General features: G+C 71.7%; 17 protein-coding genes, 2 tRNA genes and 2 pseudogenes. 11 read left to right on the forward strand and 10 right to left on the reverse strand.

The genetic code is table 11. The features are described 5' to 3' along the window. A partial coding sequence (locus ABZY11_RS31580) for a PAS domain-containing protein (RefSeq protein WP_356482425.1) occupies window positions 1-1,405 on the reverse strand: 1,405 nt, incomplete at its 3' end. A gap of 266 nt (window positions 1,406-1,671) precedes the next feature. Next, window positions 1,672-2,133, reverse strand: a complete 462-nt coding sequence (locus ABZY11_RS31585) for an SSI family serine proteinase inhibitor (RefSeq protein ID WP_356482426.1) — start codon at window positions 2,131-2,133, stop codon at window positions 1,672-1,674. A 228-nt stretch (window positions 2,134-2,361) separates the two neighbouring features. Between ABZY11_RS31585 and ABZY11_RS31590 the strand changes: the two genes are divergently transcribed. Then, a tRNA-Ser gene (locus tag ABZY11_RS31590) sits at window positions 2,362-2,452 on the forward strand. A 246-nt stretch (window positions 2,453-2,698) separates the two neighbouring features. Beyond that, window positions 2,699-2,771, forward strand: a tRNA-Arg gene (locus ABZY11_RS31595). 247 nt (window positions 2,772-3,018) lie between these two features. Here the strand turns inward: ABZY11_RS31595 and gap are convergent. Both gap and ABZY11_RS31605 read right to left on the reverse strand, forming a co-directional pair. Next, window positions 3,019-4,017, reverse strand: a complete 999-nt coding sequence (gene gap / locus ABZY11_RS31600; RefSeq protein ID WP_356482427.1) for a type I glyceraldehyde-3-phosphate dehydrogenase — start codon at window positions 4,015-4,017, stop codon at window positions 3,019-3,021. Window positions 4,018-4,125: 108 nt separating this feature from the next. Beyond that, window positions 4,126-5,079 carry a helix-turn-helix domain-containing protein gene (locus ABZY11_RS31605; RefSeq protein WP_356482428.1) on the reverse strand — a complete coding sequence of 318 codons (954 nt, stop codon included), beginning with the start codon at window positions 5,077-5,079 and terminating at the stop codon, window positions 4,126-4,128. An 800-nt stretch (window positions 5,080-5,879) separates the two neighbouring features. On the opposite strand from ABZY11_RS31605, the gene ABZY11_RS31610 reads away from it, so the two are divergent. The 6 genes from ABZY11_RS31610 (at window position 5,880) to ABZY11_RS31635 (ending at window position 13,631) form a co-directional block, all read left to right on the forward strand. Then, window positions 5,880-6,764, forward strand: a complete 885-nt coding sequence (locus tag ABZY11_RS31610) for a DUF2797 domain-containing protein (RefSeq protein ID WP_356482429.1) — start codon at window positions 5,880-5,882, stop codon at window positions 6,762-6,764. 47 nt (window positions 6,765-6,811) lie between these two features. Beyond that, complete coding sequence (locus ABZY11_RS31615) at window positions 6,812-7,690, forward strand: amidohydrolase family protein (protein WP_356482430.1); 879 nt, start codon at window positions 6,812-6,814, stop codon at window positions 7,688-7,690. A gap of 92 nt (window positions 7,691-7,782) precedes the next feature. Continuing rightward, a complete protein-coding gene (locus tag ABZY11_RS31620; RefSeq protein ID WP_356482431.1) occupies window positions 7,783-8,520 on the forward strand; it encodes a response regulator transcription factor in 738 nt (245 codons plus the stop codon). Further along, on the forward strand, window positions 8,513-10,078 hold the full coding sequence (locus ABZY11_RS31625; RefSeq protein WP_356482432.1) for a HAMP domain-containing sensor histidine kinase: 1,566 nt from the start codon (window positions 8,513-8,515) through the stop codon (window positions 10,076-10,078). The genes ABZY11_RS31620 and ABZY11_RS31625 overlap by 8 nt, the downstream gene beginning before the upstream one ends. Window positions 10,079-10,104: 26 nt before the next feature. Next, window positions 10,105-11,418 carry a bifunctional glycosyltransferase family 2/GtrA family protein gene (locus tag ABZY11_RS31630; RefSeq protein ID WP_356482433.1) on the forward strand — a complete coding sequence of 438 codons (1,314 nt, stop codon included), beginning with the start codon at window positions 10,105-10,107 and terminating at the stop codon, window positions 11,416-11,418. Next, complete coding sequence (locus ABZY11_RS31635; RefSeq protein WP_356482434.1) at window positions 11,415-13,631, forward strand: glycosyltransferase family 39 protein; 2,217 nt, start codon at window positions 11,415-11,417, stop codon at window positions 13,629-13,631. The genes ABZY11_RS31630 and ABZY11_RS31635 overlap by 4 nt, the downstream gene beginning before the upstream one ends. Window positions 13,632-13,634: 3 nt before the next feature. Here the strand turns inward: ABZY11_RS31635 and ABZY11_RS31640 are convergent, their stop codons facing one another. After that, window positions 13,635-14,507: an endonuclease/exonuclease/phosphatase family protein gene (locus ABZY11_RS31640; protein ID WP_356482435.1), complete on the reverse strand. Its 873-nt coding sequence runs from the start codon at window positions 14,505-14,507 to the stop codon at window positions 13,635-13,637. 130 nt (window positions 14,508-14,637) lie between these two features. On the opposite strand from ABZY11_RS31640, the gene ABZY11_RS31645 reads away from it, so the two are divergent. Together ABZY11_RS31645 and ABZY11_RS31650 are read left to right on the forward strand one after the other, a co-directional pair. After that, window positions 14,638-16,167: an MFS transporter gene (locus tag ABZY11_RS31645; protein ID WP_356482436.1), complete on the forward strand. Its 1,530-nt coding sequence runs from the start codon at window positions 14,638-14,640 to the stop codon at window positions 16,165-16,167. A 100-nt stretch (window positions 16,168-16,267) separates the two neighbouring features. Further along, window positions 16,268-17,026 (forward strand): TetR/AcrR family transcriptional regulator C-terminal domain-containing protein, encoded by a 759-nt coding sequence (locus ABZY11_RS31650; RefSeq protein WP_356482437.1) that lies wholly within the window; start codon window positions 16,268-16,270, stop codon window positions 17,024-17,026. Window positions 17,027-17,084: 58 nt separating this feature from the next. Here the strand turns inward: ABZY11_RS31650 and ABZY11_RS31655 are convergent. From ABZY11_RS31655 to ABZY11_RS31670, 4 genes and pseudogenes are all read right to left on the reverse strand, one after another. Then, window positions 17,085-17,287, reverse strand: a pseudogene (locus ABZY11_RS31655) (PPOX class F420-dependent oxidoreductase); the annotation flags it as partial. A 26-nt stretch (window positions 17,288-17,313) separates the two neighbouring features. Next, window positions 17,314-18,129: a YceI family protein gene (locus tag ABZY11_RS31660; RefSeq protein WP_356482438.1), complete on the reverse strand. Its 816-nt coding sequence runs from the start codon at window positions 18,127-18,129 to the stop codon at window positions 17,314-17,316. 152 nt (window positions 18,130-18,281) lie between these two features. Then, window positions 18,282-20,768 (reverse strand): MFS transporter, encoded by a 2,487-nt coding sequence (locus ABZY11_RS31665; protein ID WP_356482439.1) that lies wholly within the window; start codon window positions 20,766-20,768, stop codon window positions 18,282-18,284. Between the two features lie 23 nt (window positions 20,769-20,791). Next, window positions 20,792-21,313, reverse strand: coding sequence for a MarR family transcriptional regulator (locus ABZY11_RS31670; RefSeq protein WP_356482440.1), 522 nt, complete (start codon window positions 21,311-21,313; stop codon window positions 20,792-20,794). A gap of 571 nt (window positions 21,314-21,884) precedes the next feature. Between ABZY11_RS31670 and ABZY11_RS31675 the strand changes: the two genes are divergently transcribed. Then, window positions 21,885-22,094, forward strand: coding sequence for a hypothetical protein (locus ABZY11_RS31675; protein WP_356482441.1), 210 nt, complete (start codon window positions 21,885-21,887; stop codon window positions 22,092-22,094). A 38-nt stretch (window positions 22,095-22,132) separates the two neighbouring features. On the opposite strand, the pseudogene ABZY11_RS31680 reads toward ABZY11_RS31675, so the two are convergent. Then, window positions 22,133-22,562, reverse strand: a pseudogene (locus ABZY11_RS31680) (hypothetical protein); the annotation flags it as partial.

Consider the following 22,562-nt stretch of genomic DNA (forward strand, 5'->3'; position numbering starts at 1 on the left):
CGACCGTGGAGTCGACGTGCCCGCCGCCGGGCACCACCCGGGCCTTGCCGGTCGAGTCGACCCCGGCGACATCCGCGACCAGGTGGGCGAGCGCGGTCACCAGCCGGGCCGCGTCCACCTCGGCCTCGATCGGCGGCGCGTGCACGGCGAACTGGGCGCGCCCGGGACCGATCAGCTCGACGGCCGCGTCGATACCGGCCGTCACGACCGAGTCGAGCAGCACGTTCGCCTTGACCAGCTCCTCGGAGCCGGCGTCCAGGCGCTGGTAGCCGAGGACGTTGTCGACGAGGGTGGTCATCCGGGCGTAGCCCGCGGCCAGGTGGTGCAGGATCTGGTTGGCCTCGGGCCACAGCTGTCCCGCCGGGTCGGCGGCGAGCGTCGAGAGTTCGCCGCGCAGCTCCTCCAGCGGGCCGCGCAGCGATTCGCCGAGCACGGCGGTGAGCTGGGTGTGCCGGGCGGTCAGCGCCGTCAGCCGATCGGCCTGCGCCTCCAGCTCGGCCGCGTACCGCTCGGTCCGGTCGGCCAGCTCCGTGCTGTGCCGCTCCGTCAGTTCGGCGACCTCGGCCCGGTGCTGTGCGCCGAGTTCCTCGTAGGGCCTGCGGTCGGTGAACGTCATGACGGCGCCGACCAGCTGGTCGCCGTCCCGGACCGGCGCGGTGGTCAGATCGACCGGCACCTGCGCGCCGCTCTTGGACCACAGGACCTGCCCGCGCACCCGGTGCTTGCGCCCGGACCTGAGGGTGTCGGCGAGCGGCGACTCCTCGTACGGGAACGGCTCGCCCTCCGCCCGCGAGTGCAGGATCAGCGGATGCAGCTCCTGGCCGCCCAGGTCGCTGGCGCGGAAGCCGAGGATCTGCGCGGCGGCGGGGTTGACCAGGACGACCCGGCCGTCGGTGTCCGTACCGACGACCCCCTCGGCCGCGGCCCGCAGGATCATCTCGGTCTGCCGCTGCGAACGGGCCAGTTCGGCCTCGGTGTCCACGGTGCCCGACAGATCCCGTACGACGATCATCAGCAGCTCGTCACCCGTGAAGCTGCCGCTGTAGGTGCTCTGGAAGTCGTTGTACGCGGCCTGCCCGTCCTCCAGGCCGGCGCTGGTGACCTCGACCGGGTACTCGGTGCCGTCGGTCCGCCGTGCGGTCATCCGGGTCGGCTTCGTGCGGCCGCGGTCGTCGGCGGCCTCGGGGCGGCGCATCGACCCCGGGATCAGCCTGGAGTCGAATTCGGGCAGCAGGTCCAGGAGCCCGCGACCGACGAGCGCGGTGCCCGGCGTCTCGAACATCTCCAGCGCGATGGTGTTGGCGTTGACGACCGTGCCGTTGCAGTTGACGAGCAGCAGCCCGTCGGGGAGTGCATCGAGTATGGCTGCGAGGCGAGCAGCGCCTCGGGATGGCCTGCTGCTCACGACGACGCTTCCTCCCTGGTTACCGCACCTTGCCGACAGCGGGCCCCATCTTGCCCCTCGGACCGCAGGCTGTCACTGGAGGAGTCTAAAGGCAGCGAAGGGGCGTGGGGCTGCGGATGAGGGGGAGCTCTCACCAAGGTTCTGTGCATACGGTGTACGACTCCGCCCCGTCATGTGTCGTCGATGTGCCCGGAGCAGGGCGCGAGCCTCTGCTCACGGCGGGCGTCCGGTTCGCCCGGACGCCCCCCGTCACCGGGCCGGCCCGGTCATCGGACGTTGGGGAGCACCGGCCGCAGGTCGTTCCAGCGGGAGATCTCGCAGCCGTTGCTCCGGCTGAAGACCGCGTCGATGACCCGCCCCTGCCAGGTCCCGGTGACCCGGGCGGTGGCCGGACCCCCGAACTGCTGGGTGCACAGCGCCTTCTCGGACACCGGGGCGAACGGGTCCGCGCCCTCGCCCGCCAGCTCGTCCAGCCGGCCGCAGGCCTGCTGCGCCACCGGGTGACTGCCGCCCGCCGGGCCGCACCGCAACTCGAAGGTGCCCTCGGCGGCGGAGTCCCCCGAGCCCGAGACCGTGATCGTCAGCTGGGTACGGGAGTCCTCCTGGAGCACGGGCAGCGGAAGCGGCAACGGCAGCGGAAGGGGTCCGGTGGCCGCGGTCGCGGCCGGCGCGGCGGCGGACAGCGCGGCGAGGGACACGACGGCGGTGAGGGCGAGGCGGCGCAACATGCGGGCTCCTGTGCTCGTGCACTGCGGCGGAGTGCCGGTGGAACGGACGGAAGGACGGGAGGGCGGCGCCCTCTCATCACTAACGCTCCGCACGCCACGGCGTTGCGCAACCGCAGGCGCTTTGCCCTCGCACCCGACTGCCTAGTACCGTAGGCATCGATTGGTGACGCACCGCTCAACTGTGTCATCATCTGCACGCACCACTCGCGCTCGCGCGGGGTGTGTACTGGAGGCGTCGCCTAGTCCGGTCTATGGCGCCGCACTGCTAATGCGGTTTGGGTCTTAAAGCCCATCGAGGGTTCAAATCCCTCCGCCTCCGCTTCATCACCGAAGCCCCGTGCCACCGGCACGGGGCTTCGGTCGTATCCGGGCTTCGGTCGTATCCGGATCCGGACGCTCCACCCGTGCCGTCCCGAACGGCCCCGGCAGCACTCGCACGACACCGCCGTACGGGGCATTTCCCCAGTTCAGAGCTGGTGGGGCTAAAGGATTTCGCGTCACGGCGCAGGTCATGTAATGTTGTTCTCGCAACGCCGACCGGGGAGAAAAAAACCGGGAAGCACAAGCACTCGTAGCTTAACGGATAGAGCATCTGACTACGGATCAGAAGGTTGCAGGTTCGAATCCTGCCGAGTGCACAGCAAGTCGGAGGCCCTCAGGAGAAATCCTGAGGGCCTCTGTCGTATGTCGTGACGGCAGTGGTTGACGGCGACATCTTCATCTTCGAGCGACGACCGTCGGACCGATCGGACGGCTGCGTTGGGCCAGGCAGGCCTACGGAGCGGACGTGGACACCATCCTCGCCCTGGCGGCCGGGCCGGCACGGCGGTGAGCCGTGCCGGCCCGGCGCGGTCGCCGGAAGCGCCGTGCCGCCCCGGTGTCCGGTCAGCGGGTGGCGAGGAACTCGAGCGTGTCGATGACGCGGTTCGAGAAGCCCCACTCGTTGTCGTACCACGCGACCACCTTGACGTGGCGGCCGTCGACGCGGGTGAGGGCCGAGTCAAAGATCGACGAGGCGGGATTGCCCGTGATGTCGGACGACACGAGCGGGTCGTCCGAGTACTCGAGGATGCCGGCGAGCGGCCCGTCCGCCGCGGCGCGGTACGCCGCCAGCACGTCGTCGCGTGTCACGTCGCGGGCGACGGTCGTGTTGAGTTCGACGATCGAGCCCACCGGCACCGGTACGCGGATCGAGTCGCCCGACAGCTTGCCCTCGAGGTTCGGCAGCACCAGGCCGATCGCCTTGGCGGCGCCGGTCGTGGTCGGCACGATGTTGACGCCGGCGGCCCGGGCGCGACGGGCGTCGCGGTGCGGACCGTCCTGCAGGTTCTGCTCCTGCGTGTAGGCGTGCACCGTCGTCATGAACCCGTGCTCGATACCGGCGAGTTCGTCGAGGACCGCGGCCAGCGGCGCGAGCGCGTTGGTGGTGCAGGAGGCGTTCGAGACGATCGTGTGCACGGCCGGGTCGTAGGCGTCGGTGTTGACCCCGAACGCGAGCGTGACGTCGGCGCCGTCCGACGGCGCGCTGACGAGTACCTTCTTCGCGCCCGCGTCGAGGTGGGCGCGGGCGGCCTTGGCCGAGGTGAAGCGGCCGGTGGCTTCCAGGACGATGTCGACGCCGAGTTCGGCCCACGGCAGCTGCGCCGGTTCGCGCTCGGCCAGCACCGTGATCCGGTGGCCGTCGACGACGAGGGCGTCCCCGTCGACGGACACCGGGCGCCCGAGCCGGCCGGCCGTGCTGTCGTAGGCGAGCAGCCGGGCGAGAGTGGCGGGCTCCGTCAGGTCGTTGACGGCGACGATCTCGAGGGCGCTGTCGCGCTCCAGCAGTGCGCGCAGCACATTGCGTCCGATGCGGCCGAATCCGTTGATGGCGATGCGAGTCATGAGTGATGTCCCTTTCCTTCGCCACCAGGCTCGCTCGCGGCTCGCGCCGCTGACAGTGGCGGGATCGCCATGGTTCAAAAGGATCCCGCCAAGGGGGTGCCGGGCGGGTCACTCGCCCCGGGTGAAGGTGCTCCGGTACTCGCTCGGTGTGGTGCCGAGGATGCGCTGGAAGTGCAGGCGCAGGTTCGCGCCGGTGCCGAGCCCGACGTCGGCGGCGATCTGTTCGACGCTGCGCTGCGAGCGTTCGAGCAGTTCGCGGGCCAGGTCGATGCGGGCGCGCATCACCCACTGCATCGGCGTGTAGCCGGTCTCCTCGACGAAGCGCCGGGAGAACGTGCGCGGCGAGACCTCGGCCTGCCGCGCCAGTGTGTCGAGGGTGAGGGGCTCGCCGAGCCGGTGCAGCGCCCACTCGCGGGTGGCGGCGAACCGCTCCCCGAGCGGCTCGGGGACGCTGCGCGGCACGTACTGGGCCTGGCCGCCGCTGCGGTAGGGGGCGGCAACCAGACGCCGGGCCGCGTGGTTGGACGCGGCCACTCCGAGGTCGCCGCGCAGGATGTGCAGGCACAGGTCGATGCCGGAGGCGGCGCCGGCCGAGGTGAGCACGCTGCCCTCGTCGACGAACAGCACGTTCTCGTCGACCTGGACGAGCGGATGCCTGGCCATGAGCGCCCGCGTGTAGTGCCAGTGCGTCGTGGCGCGCCTGCCGTCGAGCAGGCCCGTGGCGGCGAGCGCGAAGGCGCCCGTCGAGATGGCGGCGAGCCGCGCGCCCCGGTCGTGGGCGGCGATCAGCGCGTCGACGACGGCCTGCGGCGGGTCGTCGCGGTCCGGGACCCGGTAGCCGGGGACGAAGACGATGTCGGCCCACGCGAGCGCGTCGAGGCCGTGGGCGACGTAGTACGCGAGGCCTTCGCCGCCGGCCACAAGACCGGGTGTCGCCCCGCACACCCGCACCTCGTACGGCATGCTCGCGCGGGTCGTGAAGACCTGCGCGGGAATTCCGACATCGAGCGGCTTCGCCCCTTCGAGCACAAGGACGGCGACGCGATGCAGGCGGGAGGACACAGGAAAAGATTACGCGGGGCGTGGCACGGTACGCCCACTGCGCGGGCCGGGCGGACGACACACCGGCCGGGCCTCTTGCGTCGCCCGTGAAGCGCCGCGCCCAGCCCGTGATGTGGAACGGGGTGTCGGCGTGCTTGTCGCTGTCCAGGCCGCGGACTTCGAACGACTGCTGATGGTCCGAATCGACGCTGTCCTTCGGGACCGTGACCTCTGCGGCGAAGCCGCCGTCCGGTCCGGCCGGGACGTCGCGGAGGTCGAGCGTGGCGCCGTACGTTCCGTTGAACGTGATGCGCACCTGTTCTCCGGCCGCGAAGCCGGAGCCCGTGATCGTGACGGTGGCTCCTATGGCGGCCGAGTCCGGTTCGGCCATGATGTGGGCTGCCGTGGGGGAAGGGGCCGGGGCGGATGGTGTGGCCGGAAGGCTCTGCACGGGGCGCGGGGTGGCCGAGGTGTGCTGCGAGGCCGGGGGTGCTGTGATGGCGGCGGGTGCCTTCGGGGAGTGGCCGCCCGCCACCGTCGTCGCGATCACGGCGGCGATGAGGGTGGCCGAGCCGGTGATGACAGCCGCGATGATCACGGTTCGGTGGCTGCGATCGGTCCTCCGGCCGGGTCGCCGGTGGTGCGGGTGTCGCCGAAGTCGGACACGTGGATTCTCCAACCGGTCATGTTTGGAAAGCAGCTGATCAGAATGTTTAGCGCGGCGCTCCGGCGACCTCCGGTTTTCCCGTCCCGGCGCGGGGCTGCCGCGGCCGTCCACTAACGTCGCTTGACGTCGCTCAATGTCTTTCCGGGGGTCGTTCATGGCTGGGGCGTGGCAGTGCACCGGGCTGCGGTGGCCGGACGCGCAGGGGCCGCCCGTGCTGGGCTGGCGGCGGGGCGGGGCCGTACGGGTGAGTGCGCCGGCCTACGGGACGGAGCTCGGGTTCCGGGCCGAGGGGGAGCGGCACTGTGTCGGGGCGCGCGGGAACGTGTGTCCGGTGGGGGCCGTGGTGTCGGGGCGGAGCACGGGGGCGCGATGTCCGGAGTGTGCGCGGCTGGACCGGGCGCATTCGGTGGCCGCCGACACGATCGCCGATGACCCGAGGACGTACCGCGTGTATCTGGCCTGGTTCGGGCCGGGGATGGTGAAGGTCGGGATCACCGCCGAGGAGCGGCGGGCGGCGCGGTTGCGCGAGCAGGGGGCCGTGGTGTTCAGCTGGCTGGGGCGGGGGCCGTTGATGGCGTGCCGGCGGACCGAGGAGCTGCTGCGGTCGGCGCTCGGGGTGCCGGACCGGATTCCGTACGCGAGGAAGCGGGCCGTGCGCGGGGCGTTGCCGGGGGCGGCGGAGCGGGGTGCCGAGGTGGCGGAGCTCTACCGGCGGGCCGTGGCGCTGGAGGGGGCCGGGTGGCCCCAGTCGCTGGAGCGGCTGCCCTTCGAGGCGGTTGATCACACCGGGGTGTTCGGGCTCGACGGCGCGGTCGAGGTGGCGTGGGCCGTCACCGAGTTGGTGGCCGGGGGCGTGGTGGCGGGGCGACTGGTGGCGGCGGCCGGGCCCGATCTGCATCTGGCGACGGCGGACGGGGTCGTGGTGCTGGACACCCGGCTGATGACCGGGTGGGAGCTGGCGGCGGCGGACCCGCGGGCCGGGGTGGGGGTGCCGGTGGCCGACATCGGGGGCGGTGGCGTGCAGGGCGGGCTGTTCTGAGATCGTCGGATCGGTACGGGCGGTGAGCACGGTGGGAGGAGCGCGGGATGAGTGGTGATGCCGACGACGTCGTGCGGTTCAGGGAGCGGCTGGGGCTGCCCGGGATCATCGATGTCCATACGCACTTCATGCCGGAGCGGGTGCTGGCCAAGGTCTGGGCGTACTTCGACTCGGCGGGGCCGCTGACCGGGATGGAGTGGCCCATCGAGTACCGGCACGACGAGGACGAACGGCTCGCGCTGCTGCGTTCGTTCGGGGTGCTCCGGTTCACCTCGATGCTCTACCCGCACAAGGCCGGGATGGCGGCCTGGCTGAACGGCTGGGCGGCCGACTTCGCCCGCCGGGTGCCGGACTGCCTGCACACCGCGACCTTCTTCCCGGAGGAGGGCGTGGAGCGGTACGTGCGCGAGGCCGTCGAGGCGGGGGCGCGGGTCTTCAAGTCACACCTCCAGGTCGGCGCGTACGACACCAACGACCCGCTCCTGGAGCCGGTCTGGGGGCTGCTCGCGGAGGCCGGGATTCCGGTGGTGATGCACTGCGGATCGGGGCCGGCGCCCGGCAAGTACACGGGCCCCGAGCCGGTCGGCCGGCTGCTCGCCCGGCATCCGCGGCTGCCGTTGATCGTGGCGCACATGGGGATGCCGGAGTACGCGGAGTTCCTGGCGCTGGCGGAGGCGTACCCGCGGGTGCGGCTGGACACGACGATGGCGTTCACGGACTTCACGGAGGACTTCCATCCGTTCCCGCCGGCCGAGCGCGTGCGGCTCGCGGCGCTCGGGGACCGCATCCTGCTGGGCACGGACTTCCCGAACATTCCGTATCCGTACGCGCATCAACTGCACGCGCTGGAACGGCTGGAGCTCGGGGACGACTGGCTGCGGGCGGTCTGCCACGGGAACGCGCGCGCGTTGTTCGGCCTGGACTGACCTCCCGGCGCGGGCCGCTCCTTCCGGGTTTTCTCAGGGAATTCACAGAATCGGGTAAGGGGCCTTTCAGAGGAGCCTCACAGGGTTGGGGCATGACGACGACCTCGCCCCAGGGGCGTACCGAACTGCTGAGGGCGGACCGCACCCCCGTCCGTGTGCTGGTGGTGGACGACGAGGCTCCGCTCGCCGAGCTGCTGTCCATGGCGCTGCGTTACGAGGGCTGGGAGGTGCGCAGCGCCGGGGACGGTGCCGGGGCCGTCCGGATGGCGCGCGCCTTCCGGCCCGATGTTGTGATCCTCGATGTGATGCTGCCCGACACGGACGGGTTCGCCGTGCTCGGCAGACTGCGGCGGGAGCTCTCCGAGGTCCCCGTCCTGTTCCTGACCGCGCGCGACGCGGTGGAGGACCGGATCGCCGGTCTCACGGCGGGCGGTGACGACTACGTGACCAAGCCGTTCAGCCTGGAGGAGGTCGTCGCGCGGCTGCGCGGGCTGATCCGGCGGTCCGGCACGGCGGCCGTGCGCAGCGAGTCGACGCTCGTCGTCGGCGATCTGATGCTCGACGAGGACAGCCACGAGGTCAGCCGGGACGGCAGGTCCATCCATCTCACCGCGACCGAGTTCGAGCTGCTGCGCTTCCTGATGCGCAATCCGCGGCGGGTGCTGAGCAAGGCGCAGATCCTCGACCGGGTGTGGAACTACGACTTCGGCGGGCAGGCGAACGTCGTCGAGCTGTACATCTCGTACCTGCGCAAGAAGATCGACGCCGGACGCTCACCGATGATCCACACCCGGCGCGGGGCGGGATACCTCATCAAACCCGGTGAGTAGGCGCCCGTACCGGCGGCGGGGGCCGTGGACGCTGCGGACCCGGCTCGTCGTCTCGGCGGTGACGCTGATCGCCGTGGTGGCCGCGGTCATCGGATCGGTCACCACCATCGCCTACCGCAGCTACATGTACGGCAAGCTCGACGATCAGCTGCGCACCATCGCGATGCGGGCCGCGAAGCCGCCCGGCAGCGGTGGCGGGCCGATGCCCGCCGGTGCACCGCGCAACGACGACCCGCTGGCCTTCGTCGACGCGCGCGGGCTGCCCGTCGGCGCCTTCGGGGCCGTGGTGGCGGGCGGCTCGGTCACCGCGTCGCGCATGGTCGTGGAGAGCACCACCACACCGGAGCCCTGGTCCGAGGACAGCGGGCAGCCGATGACCGGCGCCCAGCAGAGCGCCCTGGCGGCGGCCGGTGTCACTCCCGGAGGCGGGGCGAGGAGCGTCGACCTGCCGGGGCTCGGGTCCAACCGGGTGGAGGCGGTCACGGACCCGCACGGGACGACCGTCCTCGTCGGCCTTCCCGCTTCCGAGGTGGGCTCCGCGCTCACCACCCTGATCCTCGTCGAGGTCTGCGTCACCGGCGCCGGACTGATCGCGGCCGGGATCGCGGGCGCCGCCATGGTCGGGGTCGCGCTGCGGCCGCTGCGCCGGGTCGCCGCGACCGCGACCAGGGTCTCCGAACTCCCGCTGCACAGCGGTGAGGTGGCCCTGCTGGAGCGGGTCCCGCAGGCCCAGTCCGATCCGCGGACCGAGGTCGGCCAGGTGGGCGCGGCGCTCAACCGGATGCTGGGCCACGTCGGTTCGGCGCTGGAGGCACGACAGCAGAGCGAGACGCGGGTACGGCAGTTCGTCGCGGACGCCAGCCATGAGCTGCGCACCCCGCTGGCCTCGATCCGCGGCTACGCCGAACTGACCCGGCGCGGACGCGAGGAGACCGGCCCCGACACCCGGCACGCCCTGGGGCGGATCGAGTCCGAGGCGGAACGGATGACGGGCATGGTGGAGGATCTGCTGCTGCTCGCCCGGCTGGACGCCGGACGCCCCCTCGGCCTGGAGAGCACCGACCTCTCCCCGGTCGTGGTCGACGCGGTGAGCGATGCCCGCGCCGCCGGGGAACGCGGCCACCACTGGCGCCTCGAACTGCCGGACGAGCCCGCGACCGTGCACGGCGATCCGACCCGGCTCCACCAGGTGCTGGTCAATCTGCTGGCGAACGCCCGTACCCACACCCCGCCCGGCACGACCGTCACCGTCCGGGTGCGGGCCGCGGCCGGCCGGCCGTGGGTGACGCTGGAGGTCGCGGACGACGGGCCCGGCATTCCGCCCGAGCTGCTGCCGCACGTCTTCGAACGGTTCGCGCGCGGTGACGCCTCGCGGTCCCGCGGCGCGGGCTCCACCGGGCTCGGCCTCGCCATCGTGCAGGCCGTCGTCGCCGCGCACGGCGGCCGGGTCGAGGTCAACTCGGCGCCGGGAAACACGGTGTTCGCCGTCCGGCTGCCCGCGCTTCCCCCGGCCGCTCCGCACTCACAGCAGGGGGACAGGCTCAGCACACCGGCGTGACAGCGGGGTCGGCGAGCGTCGGTCACATGCGAACCGACACTCCCTGGAGCACCCTGCCGGCCCGGGACCACCTCCTCGCCGGAGCGGTCGATGCGGCGGGTGCACCCGTACTCGACGTGGTGGTACCCGTCCACAACGAGGAGAAGGACCTCGAACCGTGTGTGCTGCGCCTGCACGACCATCTGGCGCGCACCTTCCCGTACACCTTCCGGATCACCGTCGCGGACAACGCGAGCACCGACCGGACACCGCAGGTGGCGGCCCGGCTCGGGGCGGCGCTGCCCCGGGTGCGGTCGTACCGGCTGGAGGAGAAGGGCCGGGGGCGGGCGCTGCGCACCGTCTGGTCGGGCTCGGACGCCCCGGTGCTGGCCTACATGGACGTCGATCTGTCCACCGACCTCAACGCGTTGCTGCCGCTGGTCGCGCCGCTGATCTCGGGCCACTCCGACCTGGCCATCGGCTCCCGGCTGACCCGTAGTTCGCGGGTGGTGCGGGGATCGAAGCGGGAGTTCATCTCGCGCGCCTACAACCTCGTTCTCCGCTCGTCGCTGGCCGCCCGGTTCAGCGATGCGCAGTGCGGGTTCAAGGCCATCCGGCGCGATGTCGCGGAGCGGCTGCTGCCGATGGTGGAGGACTCGGGGTGGTTCTTCGACACCGAACTGCTGGTGCTCGCCGAACGCGCCGGGCTGCGCATCCACGAGGTGCCGGTCGACTGGGTCGACGATCCCGACTCCACCGTCCACATCGTGCGGACGGCGACCGAGGACCTGAAAGGCGTGTGGCGGGTGGGGCGGGCGCTGGCGGTCGGCGCACTGCCGCTGGACCGGCTGGCCCGGCCCTTCGGGGACGATCCGCGCGACCGTGCGCTGAGCGGGGTGCCGGGCGGCCTGGCCCGGCAGCTCGTCGGATTCTGTGTCGTCGGCGCGCTCTCCACGCTGTGCTACCTCGCCCTGTACTCGCTGTTCCGGCTGGGCGTCGGCCCGCAGACCGCCAACGGCGGCGCGCTGCTGGTGTCGGCCGTCGCCAACACGGCAGCCAACCGGAGGCTCACCTTCGGCGTACGGGGCCGGGGTGGAGCCGTACGCCATCAGGCGCAGGGCCTCGTCGTCTTCGCCATCGGCCTCGCGCTGACCAGCGGCTCACTGGCCGCGCTGGGAGCGGCGTCCGGATCTCCGTCGCACGCCACGGAACTCGCCGTACTGATCGCGGCCAACCTCGCGGCGACGGTGCTGCGGTTCCTGCTCTTCCGCGCCTGGATCTTCCCGGAGCGGGCTGCCGCGGAGGGCCGCCCGGCGGGGCACGCCGATGACACTCACCACGAACCGGGGAACGTCCGATGACCACGCTGCATCCCGACCACCTCCCGGCCCCGCCGGCGCCCGCGCCGCCCGCCGCACCGGCCCACGGACGCCCGAACAGGTCCCTGGCGCACCGCATGTGGCGGGGCAGGCCCGAGGACCCGCGCTGGGCGAGGCCGGCCTTTCTCGCGTTGCTGCTGGTCATCGGGCTCGCGTACCTGTGGAATCTCAGCGCTTCCGGATACGCCAACTCCTTCTACTCCGCCGCCGCGCAGGCGGGCAGCCGGAGCTGGAAGGCCCTCTTCTTCGGTTCGCTGGACGCGGCCAACGCCATCACCGTCGACAAGCCCCCGGCCGCGCTCTGGCCGATGGCCCTGTCGGTGCGGATCCTCGGCCTGGGCTCCTGGGCGATCCTGGCCCCGCAGGTGCTGATGGGCGTGGCCACGGCCGGGGTGCTGTACGCGGGCGTACGCCGCCGTTTCAACGCCGTGGCCGGGCTGATCGCGATGGTGGTGTTCGCGCTCACGCCGGTGGCCGCGCTGATGTTCCGCTTCAACAACCCGGACGCGCTGCTGGCGCTGCTGATGACCGTCACGGTCTACTGCGTGCTGCGCGCGATGGAGCACGGCCGCACCAAGTGGCTGGTGTGGGCGGGAGTCGCGGTCGGGTTCGCCTTCCTGACGAAGACCCTGCAGGCGTTCCTGATCCTGCCGCCACTGGCCGTGCTGTACGCGGTGTTCGCGCCGGTCCCGGTTCGCAGACGGCTCGGCCAACTCGGGCTCTCGGCCCTCGTGATGGTCGTCGCGGGCGGCTGGTGGGTCGCGATCGTCGAACTCTTGCCCGCCTCGTCGCGCCCGTACATCGGCGGCTCGCAGAACAACTCCTTCCTTGAACTGACCTTCGGCTACAACGGCCTCGGCCGGATCAACGGCGACGAGACCGGCAGCGTCGGCGGCGGGGGCGGACCGGGCGGCGGGTCCGGCGGCCAGTGGGGCGAGACCGGCCTCGGCCGGATGTTCAACTCCGAGATCGGCGGCCAGATCTCCTGGCTGCTGCCCGCCGCGCTGATCCTGCTGGTCGCGGGCGTCTGGCTGACCTGGCGGGCAGGGGGGCACCTCCCAGGCATTAAGCGCTGGGGGAGTACCGACACGGCCCGTGCGGCGTTCCTCGCCTGGGGCGGCTCGCTGCTGATGACGGCGGTCGTCTTCAGCTTCATGGCTGGCATCTTCCACCAGTACTACACGGTCGCCCTCGCCCCGTACCTCGCGGCGCTGATCGGCATGGGCGCCACGGTCCTGTGGGAGGAGCGGTCCCGCTGGTGGGCGGGTGCCGTGCTCGGCGGCACGGTCGCTGTGACGGCGTACTGGGCGTACGTGCTGCTGGGGCGGACCCCGGACTACCTGCCGTGGCTGCGCACGGCCGTGCTCGTCGCCGGGATCGTCGGCGCGTTGGGGCTGCTGCTCGTCTCCCGGCTGGGGCGTCGAATGGCGCTCGCAGCCGTGGGGCTGGGCTTCGCCGCGTCGCTGGCCGGGCCGGCCGCGTACACCGTGAGCACGCTGAACACCGGACACCAGGGCTCGATCGTCACGGCGGGCCCGCTCTCCGGCGGCATGGGTGGCCCCGGCGGTGGCGGCGGCCGTGGTGGTCCCGGCGGCGGCATGCGACCCCCCGGTCAGGGGAACCAGCAGGGCAATCAGCAGGGTGGTGGCATGGGGCAGCCCCCGACCGGCATCCCGCCCGGCCAGGGCCAGGGCCAGGGCCAGGGCCAGACGCAGGGCCGGCCCGGCACGTCGCAGAACGGGCAGCGGCCCGGAGCCGTGCCCGGCATGGGTGAGGGCTTCGCAGGAGGCGGCTTCCCGGGAAGCGACGGCGGCGGTATGGGCGGCCTGCTCAACGGCGCGTCCGTCGGCTCCGAGGCCCGGAAGCTCCTGGAGAAGCGCGCCGGGGACTACACCTGGGCCGCCGCCGCCATCGGATCCCAGAACGCCGCGAGCTACCAACTCGCCACCGGCTACCCGGTGATGGCGATCGGCGGATTCAACGGCAGCGACCCGTCCCCGACGCTTGCTCAGTTCAAGCAGTACGTCGAGGACGGCAGGATCCACTACTTCATCGCGGGCGGGATGGGCGGTGGGGGCGGGGGCAACAGCGGCACCTCCTCGCAGATCTCCGCCTGGGTGGCGGAGAACTTCGAGGAGGTCACGGCGGGCAGCGCCACCTTCTACGACCTGACCCGGCCGAAGAAGAGCAGCTGAGGCTCAGCGCCGCAGCAGCAGATCGGCGACGACCGGGCGGTGGTCCGAGGCGAGTGTCTCGGCCACCGCCGCGTCACGTACCCGCACGGAATCCTTCGACACCGCCACGTAGTCGATCCGCTGCACCGGATCCTGTGCCGGGTACGTGGGCCCGCCGGGCTCGACGTCGTCGAGCGTCTCCCACAGCGGTGCCAGCTCAGGCGCGGCCGGCGCCGCGTTGAAGTCGCCGAGCAGGATCTGCCGCACCGGCCGCCGCTCCGACTCCTGGTCCTCGGCCATGATCCGGCGGGTGTCGGCGACCTGGGCGCTGCGCACGGACGGGTCGGCGCGGTAGTCCAGATGTGTCACGTAGACATGCACGGGCAGCCCCTGCACCCGAACGACCACCTCGCCGAAGCCGGGCGCGGGCGCCGGTACCGGGTTCGGGACCTGGGTGGAGAGCCGGGTGATCTCGTGGTTCTCGGCGCTCACGATGCGGTACCTGGACAGCACCGCGACCCCGAACTCGCGTCGCGGCGCACCGGGGGTCTGTGGATCGAGGCTGTAGACCGGGGCGAACGACACCTGCATGTCCAGCCGTTCGGCCAGCTCGCCCGCCAGGTCGCGCCACTCGCTGCGGGTGCCCCAGTGGACGTCGACCTCCTGGAGCCCGATCACATCGGCGTCCAGCGAGCGGAGCTCGGCGGTCTGCCGGTCGAGATCGAAGACGTTGTCCATGCCGGCACCCGCATGGATGTTGTACGTGGCCACGCGCAGCGGCACCGCGCGCCCGTGCCCCTCCCCTTCCTCCCCGGCGGCCGCTGCGGGAGGCACGAGGGCGGTCACCGACAGCCCTGCCGCGAGGAGCACTTCCACCGTACGACGACGCAGTGACATACCACTCCAGCCCTTGTCGGATCAGCGGCGAGCACGGTACCGCGGGTAAATGCGTTGTACGCCGTACAGGTCGGCTATACGGTGTACAACGCCTACTACTCGTACACCGTATAAGGGATCAGGAGTCCGTATGACGGCGACCGCCGCCGAGCAGAACCACCTCTCGTCGCCGAGCCATCCGCAACGCTGGCTGATCCTCGGCGTCATCTGTCTCGCACAGCTCACCGTGCTGCTCGACAACACCGTTCTCAACGTCGCGATCCCCTCCCTCACCCGGGAGCTGGACGCCTCCACCGCCGACGTGCAGTGGATGATCAACGCCTATTCGCTGGTCCAGTCGGGCCTGCTGCTCACGGCCGGCAGCTCCGCCGACCGCTACGGCCGCAAGAAGATGCTGATCGCCGGGCTCGCCCTGTTCGGCATCGGCTCGCTGGTGGCCGGACTGGCCCAGACGTCCGCACAGCTGATCGCGGCCCGCGCGGGCATGGGCATCGGCGGTGCGCTGCTGATGACCACGACGCTCGCCGTCGTCGTGCAGATCTTCGACGAGACCGAGCGCGTCAAGGCGATCGGCATCTGGTCGACCGTCAGCTCGCTCGGGTTCGCCGTCGGACCGCTGATCGGCGGAGTGATGCTCGACCACTTCTGGTGGGGCGCGATCTTCCTGATCAACATCCCGGTCGCGGTCATCGGACTGGTCGCCGTGGCCCGGCTCGTCCCGGAGTCCAAGAACGCCGGCGGCGAGCGCCCCGACCTGTTCGGCGCGCTGCTCTCCACCATCGGCATGGCATCCGTCGTGTACGCGATCATCTCCGGCCCGGAGCACGGCTGGGCGTCGGGCCGGGTGCTGCTGACCGCCTTTGTCGGGGTCGCCGTCCTCACCGGATTCGTGCTGTGGGAGCTGCACATCCCGTACCCGATGCTGGACATGCACTTCTTCCGGAACCAGAAGTTCGTCGGCGCGGTCGCGGGCGCGATCCTGGTCGCCTTCGGGATGGGCGGCTCGCTCTTCCTGCTCACCCAGCAGCTCCAGTTCGTCCTCGGCTACGAGCCGCTGGAGGCCGGTCTGCGCACGGCTCCGCTGGCGCTGAGCGTCGTCGCGCTCAACCTCACCGGACTGGGTGCCAGGCTGGTGCCCAAGCTGGGAACGCCGGTCACCATCGCGTCCGGGATGAGCCTGCTGGCCGCGGGCCTGGCCGCGATCGCGCTGCTCGGCGGCGACGGCTACGGCGGCATGCTGCTCGGCCTGGTCGTGATGGGCGCGGGCATCGCGGTCGCCATGCCCGCCATGGCCAACGCGATCATGAGCGCCATCCCGCCGGAGAAGGCGGGGGTGGGCGCCGGGGTCAACGGCACGCTCGCCGAGTTCGGCAACGGCCTGGGGGTCGCCGTCCTCGGCGCGGTGCTCAACGCGCGGTTCGCGGCGCTGGTGCCGGCCGCTGTCGGGGCCGCGTCGCTGCCCGCCGCGATCGCCTCGGCCACCGACGCCGGCGAGCGGGCGCGGATCACGGACGCCTTCGCCTCCGGGCTGGAGACCAGCCAGCTCTTCGGAGCGGTCGCGGTGCTGGTCGGCGGCCTGCTCGCCGCCGTGCTGCTGCGCCGCGCGGAGCGGGTGGAATCCTCCCGGGCGGACTCCACCGGCACCGCGGCGGCGGCATAGCATCGGGGAGGGGGCGCACCGGACCGTACGAATCCGTTCCGTGCGCGATTCACGCGTACGTGGCCGGTCCGCCCCGCCGGCAAGACGAGGAGAGTGCGCCATGGTGTCCGCGGCCGACCGTGTGAAGAACCCCGCCAGGACCAGCGTGTGGCTGGACCAGCGGACACCGTCGCGCACCCGCAAACCGGACCAGGCGGCGGGTCTGGACCGGGACAGGATCACCGCGACCTCGGTCCGGCTGCTGGACGCCGAGGGACTCGCCAAGTTCTCCATGCGCAGGCTCGCCGCCGAGCTCGACGTCACCGCGATGTCCCTGTACTGGTACGTGGACACCAAGGAGGACCTGCTGGAGCTGGCCCTCGACGCGGCCTACAGCGAGTTCACGCCCCCTCGGGAGGACGCGCACTGGCACGACCGGCTGCGCGGGCTGGCCACCGAGTACCGGGAGCTGCTGGTCCGGCACGTCTGGGTGTCGTCGCTCGCCGGGCACTTCCTCAACATCGGCCCGCACGCGATGCTGATGTCGTACTCCGTCCAGGACGTGATCCGGGCGACCGGCCTGCCGCTGGAACGCCAGACCGGCGCGCTCTCCGCGGTCTTCCAGTTCGTGTACGGATTCGGCACGATCGAGGGCCACTTCGCGCAGCGCAGCGCGGCGGCGGGAATCAGCCAGGAGGAGTACTACCGGCAGGCGATGGCCATGATCCGCGCCCAGCCGCAGCTCAAGGAGATAGTGGAGTCCTCGCAGGACCTGATGGACGCCCGCGGCGGCGACACGGTCGAGGAGATGCGCGACCGGGACTTCACCTTCGCGCTGGACCTGCTGATCGCGGGCATCGAGGCGATGCGGGACCGCTGAGGGGCGGTGCGGGACGGCTGAGGGGCGGTGCGGGTGCTGAGGTGAGGAGCCCCGCCCCTCAGCACCCGCGTGACCGGCCGCCGGACGCCGGATGGGCCGGGAAGCCGCCGGTGGCCACCGGCCCCCACCGCACCGGAGTGATCCGGTGATCGACGTCCCCTGCTTCACCGTCGCCGCCCGGTACTTGTCCCGGTCCGGGTGCTCACCCGAGATGTTCCGGAGGTACTCGACGAGCGGCTCGACCGAATCCGGCGAGTCGATGCGACACGGGGTGCTGTGTCCGCAGATTACGACGGCAGGGACTCACCCTGGACGGCCTGGATGTCGAGCTCCACCCGCAGCGTCGTGCCGATCGCCGAGATGCCCGCCTGCACCACCTGGTTGTAGTTCATGGCGAAGTCCTCGCGGCGCAGCTCCGCCGTGGCGTTGAAGGCTGCCCGCACCCCGCCCCACGGGTCCGGGCCCGTCCCGAGGTAGCTCAGGTTCAGGTCGACCGGGCGCACCACACCGTGCAGCGACAGCTCGCCGTGGACCAGCCAGCGGTCGGGTCCGGTCGGGGTCAGCCCGCTGGAGCGGTACGTGATCTCCGGGAACCGGTCCGAGTCCATGAAGTCGGGCGAACGCAGGTGCTTGTCGCGCATGCCGTTGCCGGTGTCGATGCTCGCCGCACTGATGACCGCGTCGACCCGGGACCGCTCGATGTCCTCCGCGATCTCGATCCGGCCGCTGAATTCCGTGAACCGGCCGTGCACGCTGGAGATCCCCAGGTGCTGCGCGACCGCGGCCACCGAGGAGTGTGCCGGGTCCAGCGACCAGGTGCCCGGCGGCGGCAGCTCCACACCGCCCTGGCGGGCCAGCACCACCGTGCCGGCCTCGACCCGCCCGCTCGCCGTGACGAGGGCGGTGGAGGCGGCGGGGGCGTACCCGACCGCCGTGACGATCACCGTGTACGCGCCGGCCTGCAGGGGATCGCCGGTCCGCACCGTCCCGTCCTCGTCGACAGTGGCCCGCAGCACCTGCGCGCCGGTCATGTCGGTGACCGTCACGACCGCGTGCTGGACCGCCCAGCCGTCCCGCGTCCGTACCCGTGCGCGAAGTCCCATCCCGTTCTCTCTCCTTGCTCAACGACTCAATGAGTCGGGCCCCGGGGCGGGACGGCAGGCCGTCCCCTGCCTGCCGTCCCGCCACCGGGGCCCATTTCCACCGGCCGGTACAGCGTCTCCGCTCGAAACGCCGACCCGCCAGGGGTCTGTGGTTACTCGCCGGGGTGGGCGAGCTCGATGTCGTGTCCGTCGACCCCGCGACCGGCCACGGTCAGCGCGCTCGCCACCGGCGGGTAGCCGGCCGCGATGACCGAGTACTCGCCCGAGTCCAGGTCGGTGAAGGCGTACGCCCCGTCCTCCCCGGTCGTCGAGGTGGCGACCACATTGCCGGCCGCGTCGACCAGTGTGACCCGGGCGTCCGGCAGCGGCCGCCGGGCGGCCCCGGCCCGCACCAGGCCCTGGACCAGCGCACCGGACTGCAGCGCGGCCTCGATCCGGGTGACGCCCTGGCCGCCGATCTCCACCGGCAGCGCCAGCGGACGGAACCCGGCGGCGTTCACCGCGACGGTCACCGTACCGGGGACCAGCTCACCGAAGGTGAACTCGCCCGTCTCACCGGACTTGCCGGTGGCCAGCACATCGCCGCGCACATCGGTCACGATGACCACGGCGCCGTTCACCGGCGCGTCGGTCTCCGCGGCGCGCACGACGCCGGCCAGTCCGCTCGTACCGGAGAGCAGGATGTCGTACGCCAGCGGCTCGTCACCGACGACCACCGTGGACGCCTGCGGCTGGAAGCCGTCGGCGGACGCGATCAGGACGTAGGAGCCGGAGCCCGGCGCGTCCAGACCGTAGCTGCCGTCGGCCTGGGCGACGGAGCGCCCCAGCTGTCGGCCGGCCAGCGAGATCAGGGTGACGGCGGCCCGTGCGACGGGTGCGCCCTCGGCGCCGCGCACCACACCGTGCACGGCCGTGCCCCGAAGGGTGGCGACCGGGGCCTCCTGGGTGTCGACCGGGGTGACCCCGGCCGCTGCCTCGGAGACCGCTGCGACGGTGGTGGCCGGAGCCTCGACCGCCTCGGCGATGGAGGTCTCGGCCGTGGCCGGGGCCTCGCTGGAAGTGTTGGTCTTCAGAGCGACCTCCTTGATGAAGATCGTGATCACGAAGGCGATCAGCGCGGCCGGAGCGGCGTACAGGAAGACATCGCCGACACCGTGCCCGTAGGCGCTCTCCACGACCGTGCGGAACGGCGCGGGCAGCTTGTCCAGGTCGGGGATGCCCCCGCTGCCGGTGCCGCCGTGGCCCATGGCCGCGCCCTGGGGGCCGAGCTCGGCGAGGCCGTCCTTGACGTAGTGGGTGACGCGGTTCGCCATGACGGCGCCCAGCGCCGAGACGCCGATCGCACCGCCGAGGGAACGGAAGAAGGTGACGACGGAGCTGGCCGAGCCGAGGTCGGACGGAGCGACCTGGTTCTGCGTGGCGAGCACCAGGTTCTGCATCATCATGCCGATGCCGAGACCCATGACGGCCATGTAGACCGCGATGTGCCAGTACTCCGTGTCGTACCGGATGGTGCCCAGCAGGCCGAGCCCGGCGGTGACCAGGAAGCCACCGCTGACCAGCCAGGCCTTCCAGCGGCCGGTCTTGGTGATGACCTGGCCGGAGACCGTCGAGGAGATGAACAGACCCGCGATCATCGGGATCGTCATGACGCCCGACATCGTCGGCGACTTGCCGCGCGCCAGCTGGAAGTACTGGCTGAAGAAGACGGTGCCCGCGAACATCGCGATACCGACGAACAGCGAGGCCAGCGAGGCCAGCGTGATGGTGCGGTTACGGAAGAGGCGCAGCGGGATGATCGGCTCGCTGGCCTTGGCCTCGACGGCGATGAAGAGCCCGGCGAGCACGGCGGAGCCGGCGAGCATCGCGGCGGTCTGCCAGGAGAGCCAGTCGTACTTGTCACCGGCGAAGGTCACCCAGAGCAGCAGCAGCGACACGGCGGCGCTGATGAAGAACGCGCCCCACCAGTCGACCTTGACCTGGCGCTTCACGACCGGGAGCTTCAGCGTCTTCTGGAGCACGATCAGCGCGATGACGGCGAACGGCACACCGACGTAGAAGCACCAGCGCCAGCCCATCCAGCTGGTGTCGGTGATGACACCGCCGAGCAGCGGACCACCGACGGTGGCGACGGCGAACACCGCACCGATGTATCCGCTGTAGCGACCGCGCTCACGCGGGGCGATCATCGCCGCCATCACGATCTGCGCGAGGGCGGAGAGGCCGCCGACGCCGATGCCCTGGATGACACGGCAGGCGATCAGCATGCCGCTGCTGGTCGACATACCGGCGACGACCGAGCCCGCGACGTAGATCACGAGGGCTATCTGGACCAGCAGCTTCTTGCTGAACAGGTCGGAGAGCTTGCCCCACAGGGGGGTGGTGGCGGTCATCGCCAGCAGCGAGGCCGTGACCACCCAGGTGTAGGCGCTCTGGCCGCCGCCGAGGTCGGAGATGATCTCGGGCAGTGCGTTCGAGACGACCGTCGACGACAGGATCGCGACGAACATGCCGAGCATCAGCCCGGCCAGCGCCTCCATGATCTGCCGGTGTGTCATCGGCGCGCCGGACGAGGGATCGGACGATCCCCCGTGCTTGGCGTGGCCGCCCCGCACACCGGTCGGTGTGGTCGTAGCCATTTAAGTCCTTGTCTTTGCTTCTGTTACACGGGTGTACGGGTGTGCGCGTCGTCGTCGCTGTCGGCAGGCCGGGAACGGCAGTCGCCGCTGTGCTTTCCGGGGCCGCACCCGCTGGGCCCGCGACAGGCGAAACTGTCGCGCAGCCGGGCCAACAGCGTGTTGAGCTGTCCGACCTCGTCGTCCGACCAGTCGGAGAGGTTGTAGGCGAACATCTCGGTGATCCGCCGGTTCAGGTCGCCGAGCACGTCGTGCCCGGCGGGGGTCAGCCGCAGGATGCGGGACCGCTTGTCCGCCGGATCCGAGGACCGTTCGATCCAGCCCCGCTCCGCCACATGGGCGACATGGCGGCTGGTCACCGACATGTCGACGTCCAGCAGCTCGGCCAGCCGGCTGATCCGCATCTCGCCGTGCTGCCCGAGGAGAGACAGTACGGCGACGGAGCCGCCCGGACACTCGGCGGGCAGGATGCGGGCGAGACCCCGTTTGACGGCTCCGACGGCGCTGAGTTGCCGGGCCAGTTCTTCGTACTGACTCCGTGCGGCCACGGGACCCCCAGAACATCTCACCGGTTCATCTTGTTGCTTAGGGCAACCATAGAAGCCGTTGGTTGCTACAGGCAAACGAAAAGGGGCTTGCAGAAGTAAAGGAAAACAAAAGGATGCGTACGGCCCGGGTCAAAGGCCCAGCGTCCGGGGTGTGGGTGAGGAGGGATGTGTCTCGCACCACAGATGGGGTGGGTGGGACTCCGGTCCGGGGCGGGCGCGAGGTGTGCGCGGGTCTGGATCCGGGTCCGGGGCCGGGCCCGGGGCTGTGCCTGCGCCCGGGTCCGAGCCGGGGCACCCGTCTGCGCGTGGGCCTGCGCGAGGAAGGGGAAAGGGTTGCACGGCAAGTCCCGTACAAAGGGGGGGAGTTGCCGGGGCCGGCTCGCACCGGATCTTACAAGTGGCCCTTTTACGTACCTGAATCCTCTTCACCGTAGCCCCGCCGGCCCGCTCCACGACTTTTGCTCCGCTGCCGGACGCGGACCGCTTCCTCACCGCCCCCACGGCCCTGGCCTCGGCCCTTTGTGGACCCGGGGGTTGGGCCGCAACGCCGAGTTCGCTAGGGTCCTGGCCCATGGCACACAACCCCCACGCCCCGCAGGGCCCCGAGGGCAACCACGACCCGGCCGGCAGCACCCAGATGTTCCGGGCCTTCGTCGACGAGGGCGAGCCGCAGCGCCGGCAGCAGCCGGCCGCCTCGTCCGGACCGCGTGTCGGGGTGATCGCCGCCGTCGTCGTGGTGGTCGTCGCCCTGGCGGCGGTCGCCTGGCTCGCGCTCGGCTGACCGGCCCCCGGTCACCTCGCACCGCTCAAGTCCACCCGTCACTTCAATGCGGCGGTGACGTCCCGGGTCTCGACATGCATGCCCAGGGGCACCCGCCAGGCGTCCACGCAGACGGTGTACGTCTCCGTCCGCGCCGCTCCCGCGCCGATCGGTGCGGGCAGCGGCCCGGTCGACTCGATGGTCGCCCAGTCGACCCCCAGCGCACCGATCACGTGCGTGGCGAAGGTGACGGTTCCCGAGCGCGCCGGCGATCCGCCGGTGTTCCGGAACTCCACGGTCACCTTCTCGCACCAGCGCTCGTCCGCCGCCGCCCGCACGGGGGTGCCCACCGTCAGTACGGCGGGCCCGGCGGGTGGGGTGGACCCGGGTGCCGAGGGGGTCACGGGCCCGGTGGAGCCCCCCGCATCGCTGCCGCCCGTGCCGGGGCCCGATGTGCCGGGCGCGCCGGACGGCCGGGGCGCTCCGCCG

Source organism: Streptomyces sp. NPDC006510 (genome assembly GCF_040611955.1).
In the GTDB taxonomy this organism is placed as follows: domain Bacteria; phylum Actinomycetota; class Actinomycetes; order Streptomycetales; family Streptomycetaceae; genus Streptomyces.

What these genes read in the sequence shown, in the direction of transcription:
- ABZY11_RS31585 (WP_356482426.1), bottom strand. Translation starts at nt 2,133, where the DNA reads ATGTTGCGCCGCCTCGCCCTCACCGCCGTCGTGTCCCTCGCCGCGCTG.
- gap (WP_356482427.1), bottom strand. Translation starts at nt 4,017, where the DNA reads ATGACTCGCATCGCCATCAACGGATTCGGCCGCATCGGACGCAATGTG.
- ABZY11_RS31610 (WP_356482429.1), top strand. Translation starts at nt 5,880, where the DNA reads ATGGCTGGGGCGTGGCAGTGCACCGGGCTGCGGTGGCCGGACGCGCAG.
- ABZY11_RS31615 (WP_356482430.1), top strand. Translation starts at nt 6,812, where the DNA reads ATGAGTGGTGATGCCGACGACGTCGTGCGGTTCAGGGAGCGGCTGGGG.
- ABZY11_RS31620 (WP_356482431.1), top strand. Translation starts at nt 7,783, where the DNA reads ATGACGACGACCTCGCCCCAGGGGCGTACCGAACTGCTGAGGGCGGAC.
- ABZY11_RS31630 (WP_356482433.1), top strand. Translation starts at nt 10,105, where the DNA reads ATGCGAACCGACACTCCCTGGAGCACCCTGCCGGCCCGGGACCACCTC.
- ABZY11_RS31635 (WP_356482434.1), top strand. Translation starts at nt 11,415, where the DNA reads ATGACCACGCTGCATCCCGACCACCTCCCGGCCCCGCCGGCGCCCGCG.
- ABZY11_RS31640 (WP_356482435.1), bottom strand. Translation starts at nt 14,507, where the DNA reads ATGTCACTGCGTCGTCGTACGGTGGAAGTGCTCCTCGCGGCAGGGCTG.
- ABZY11_RS31645 (WP_356482436.1), top strand. Translation starts at nt 14,638, where the DNA reads ATGACGGCGACCGCCGCCGAGCAGAACCACCTCTCGTCGCCGAGCCAT.
- ABZY11_RS31650 (WP_356482437.1), top strand. Translation starts at nt 16,268, where the DNA reads ATGGTGTCCGCGGCCGACCGTGTGAAGAACCCCGCCAGGACCAGCGTG.
- ABZY11_RS31660 (WP_356482438.1), bottom strand. Translation starts at nt 18,129, where the DNA reads ATGGGACTTCGCGCACGGGTACGGACGCGGGACGGCTGGGCGGTCCAG.
- ABZY11_RS31665 (WP_356482439.1), bottom strand. Translation starts at nt 20,768, where the DNA reads ATGGCTACGACCACACCGACCGGTGTGCGGGGCGGCCACGCCAAGCAC.
- ABZY11_RS31675 (WP_356482441.1), top strand. Translation starts at nt 21,885, where the DNA reads ATGGCACACAACCCCCACGCCCCGCAGGGCCCCGAGGGCAACCACGAC.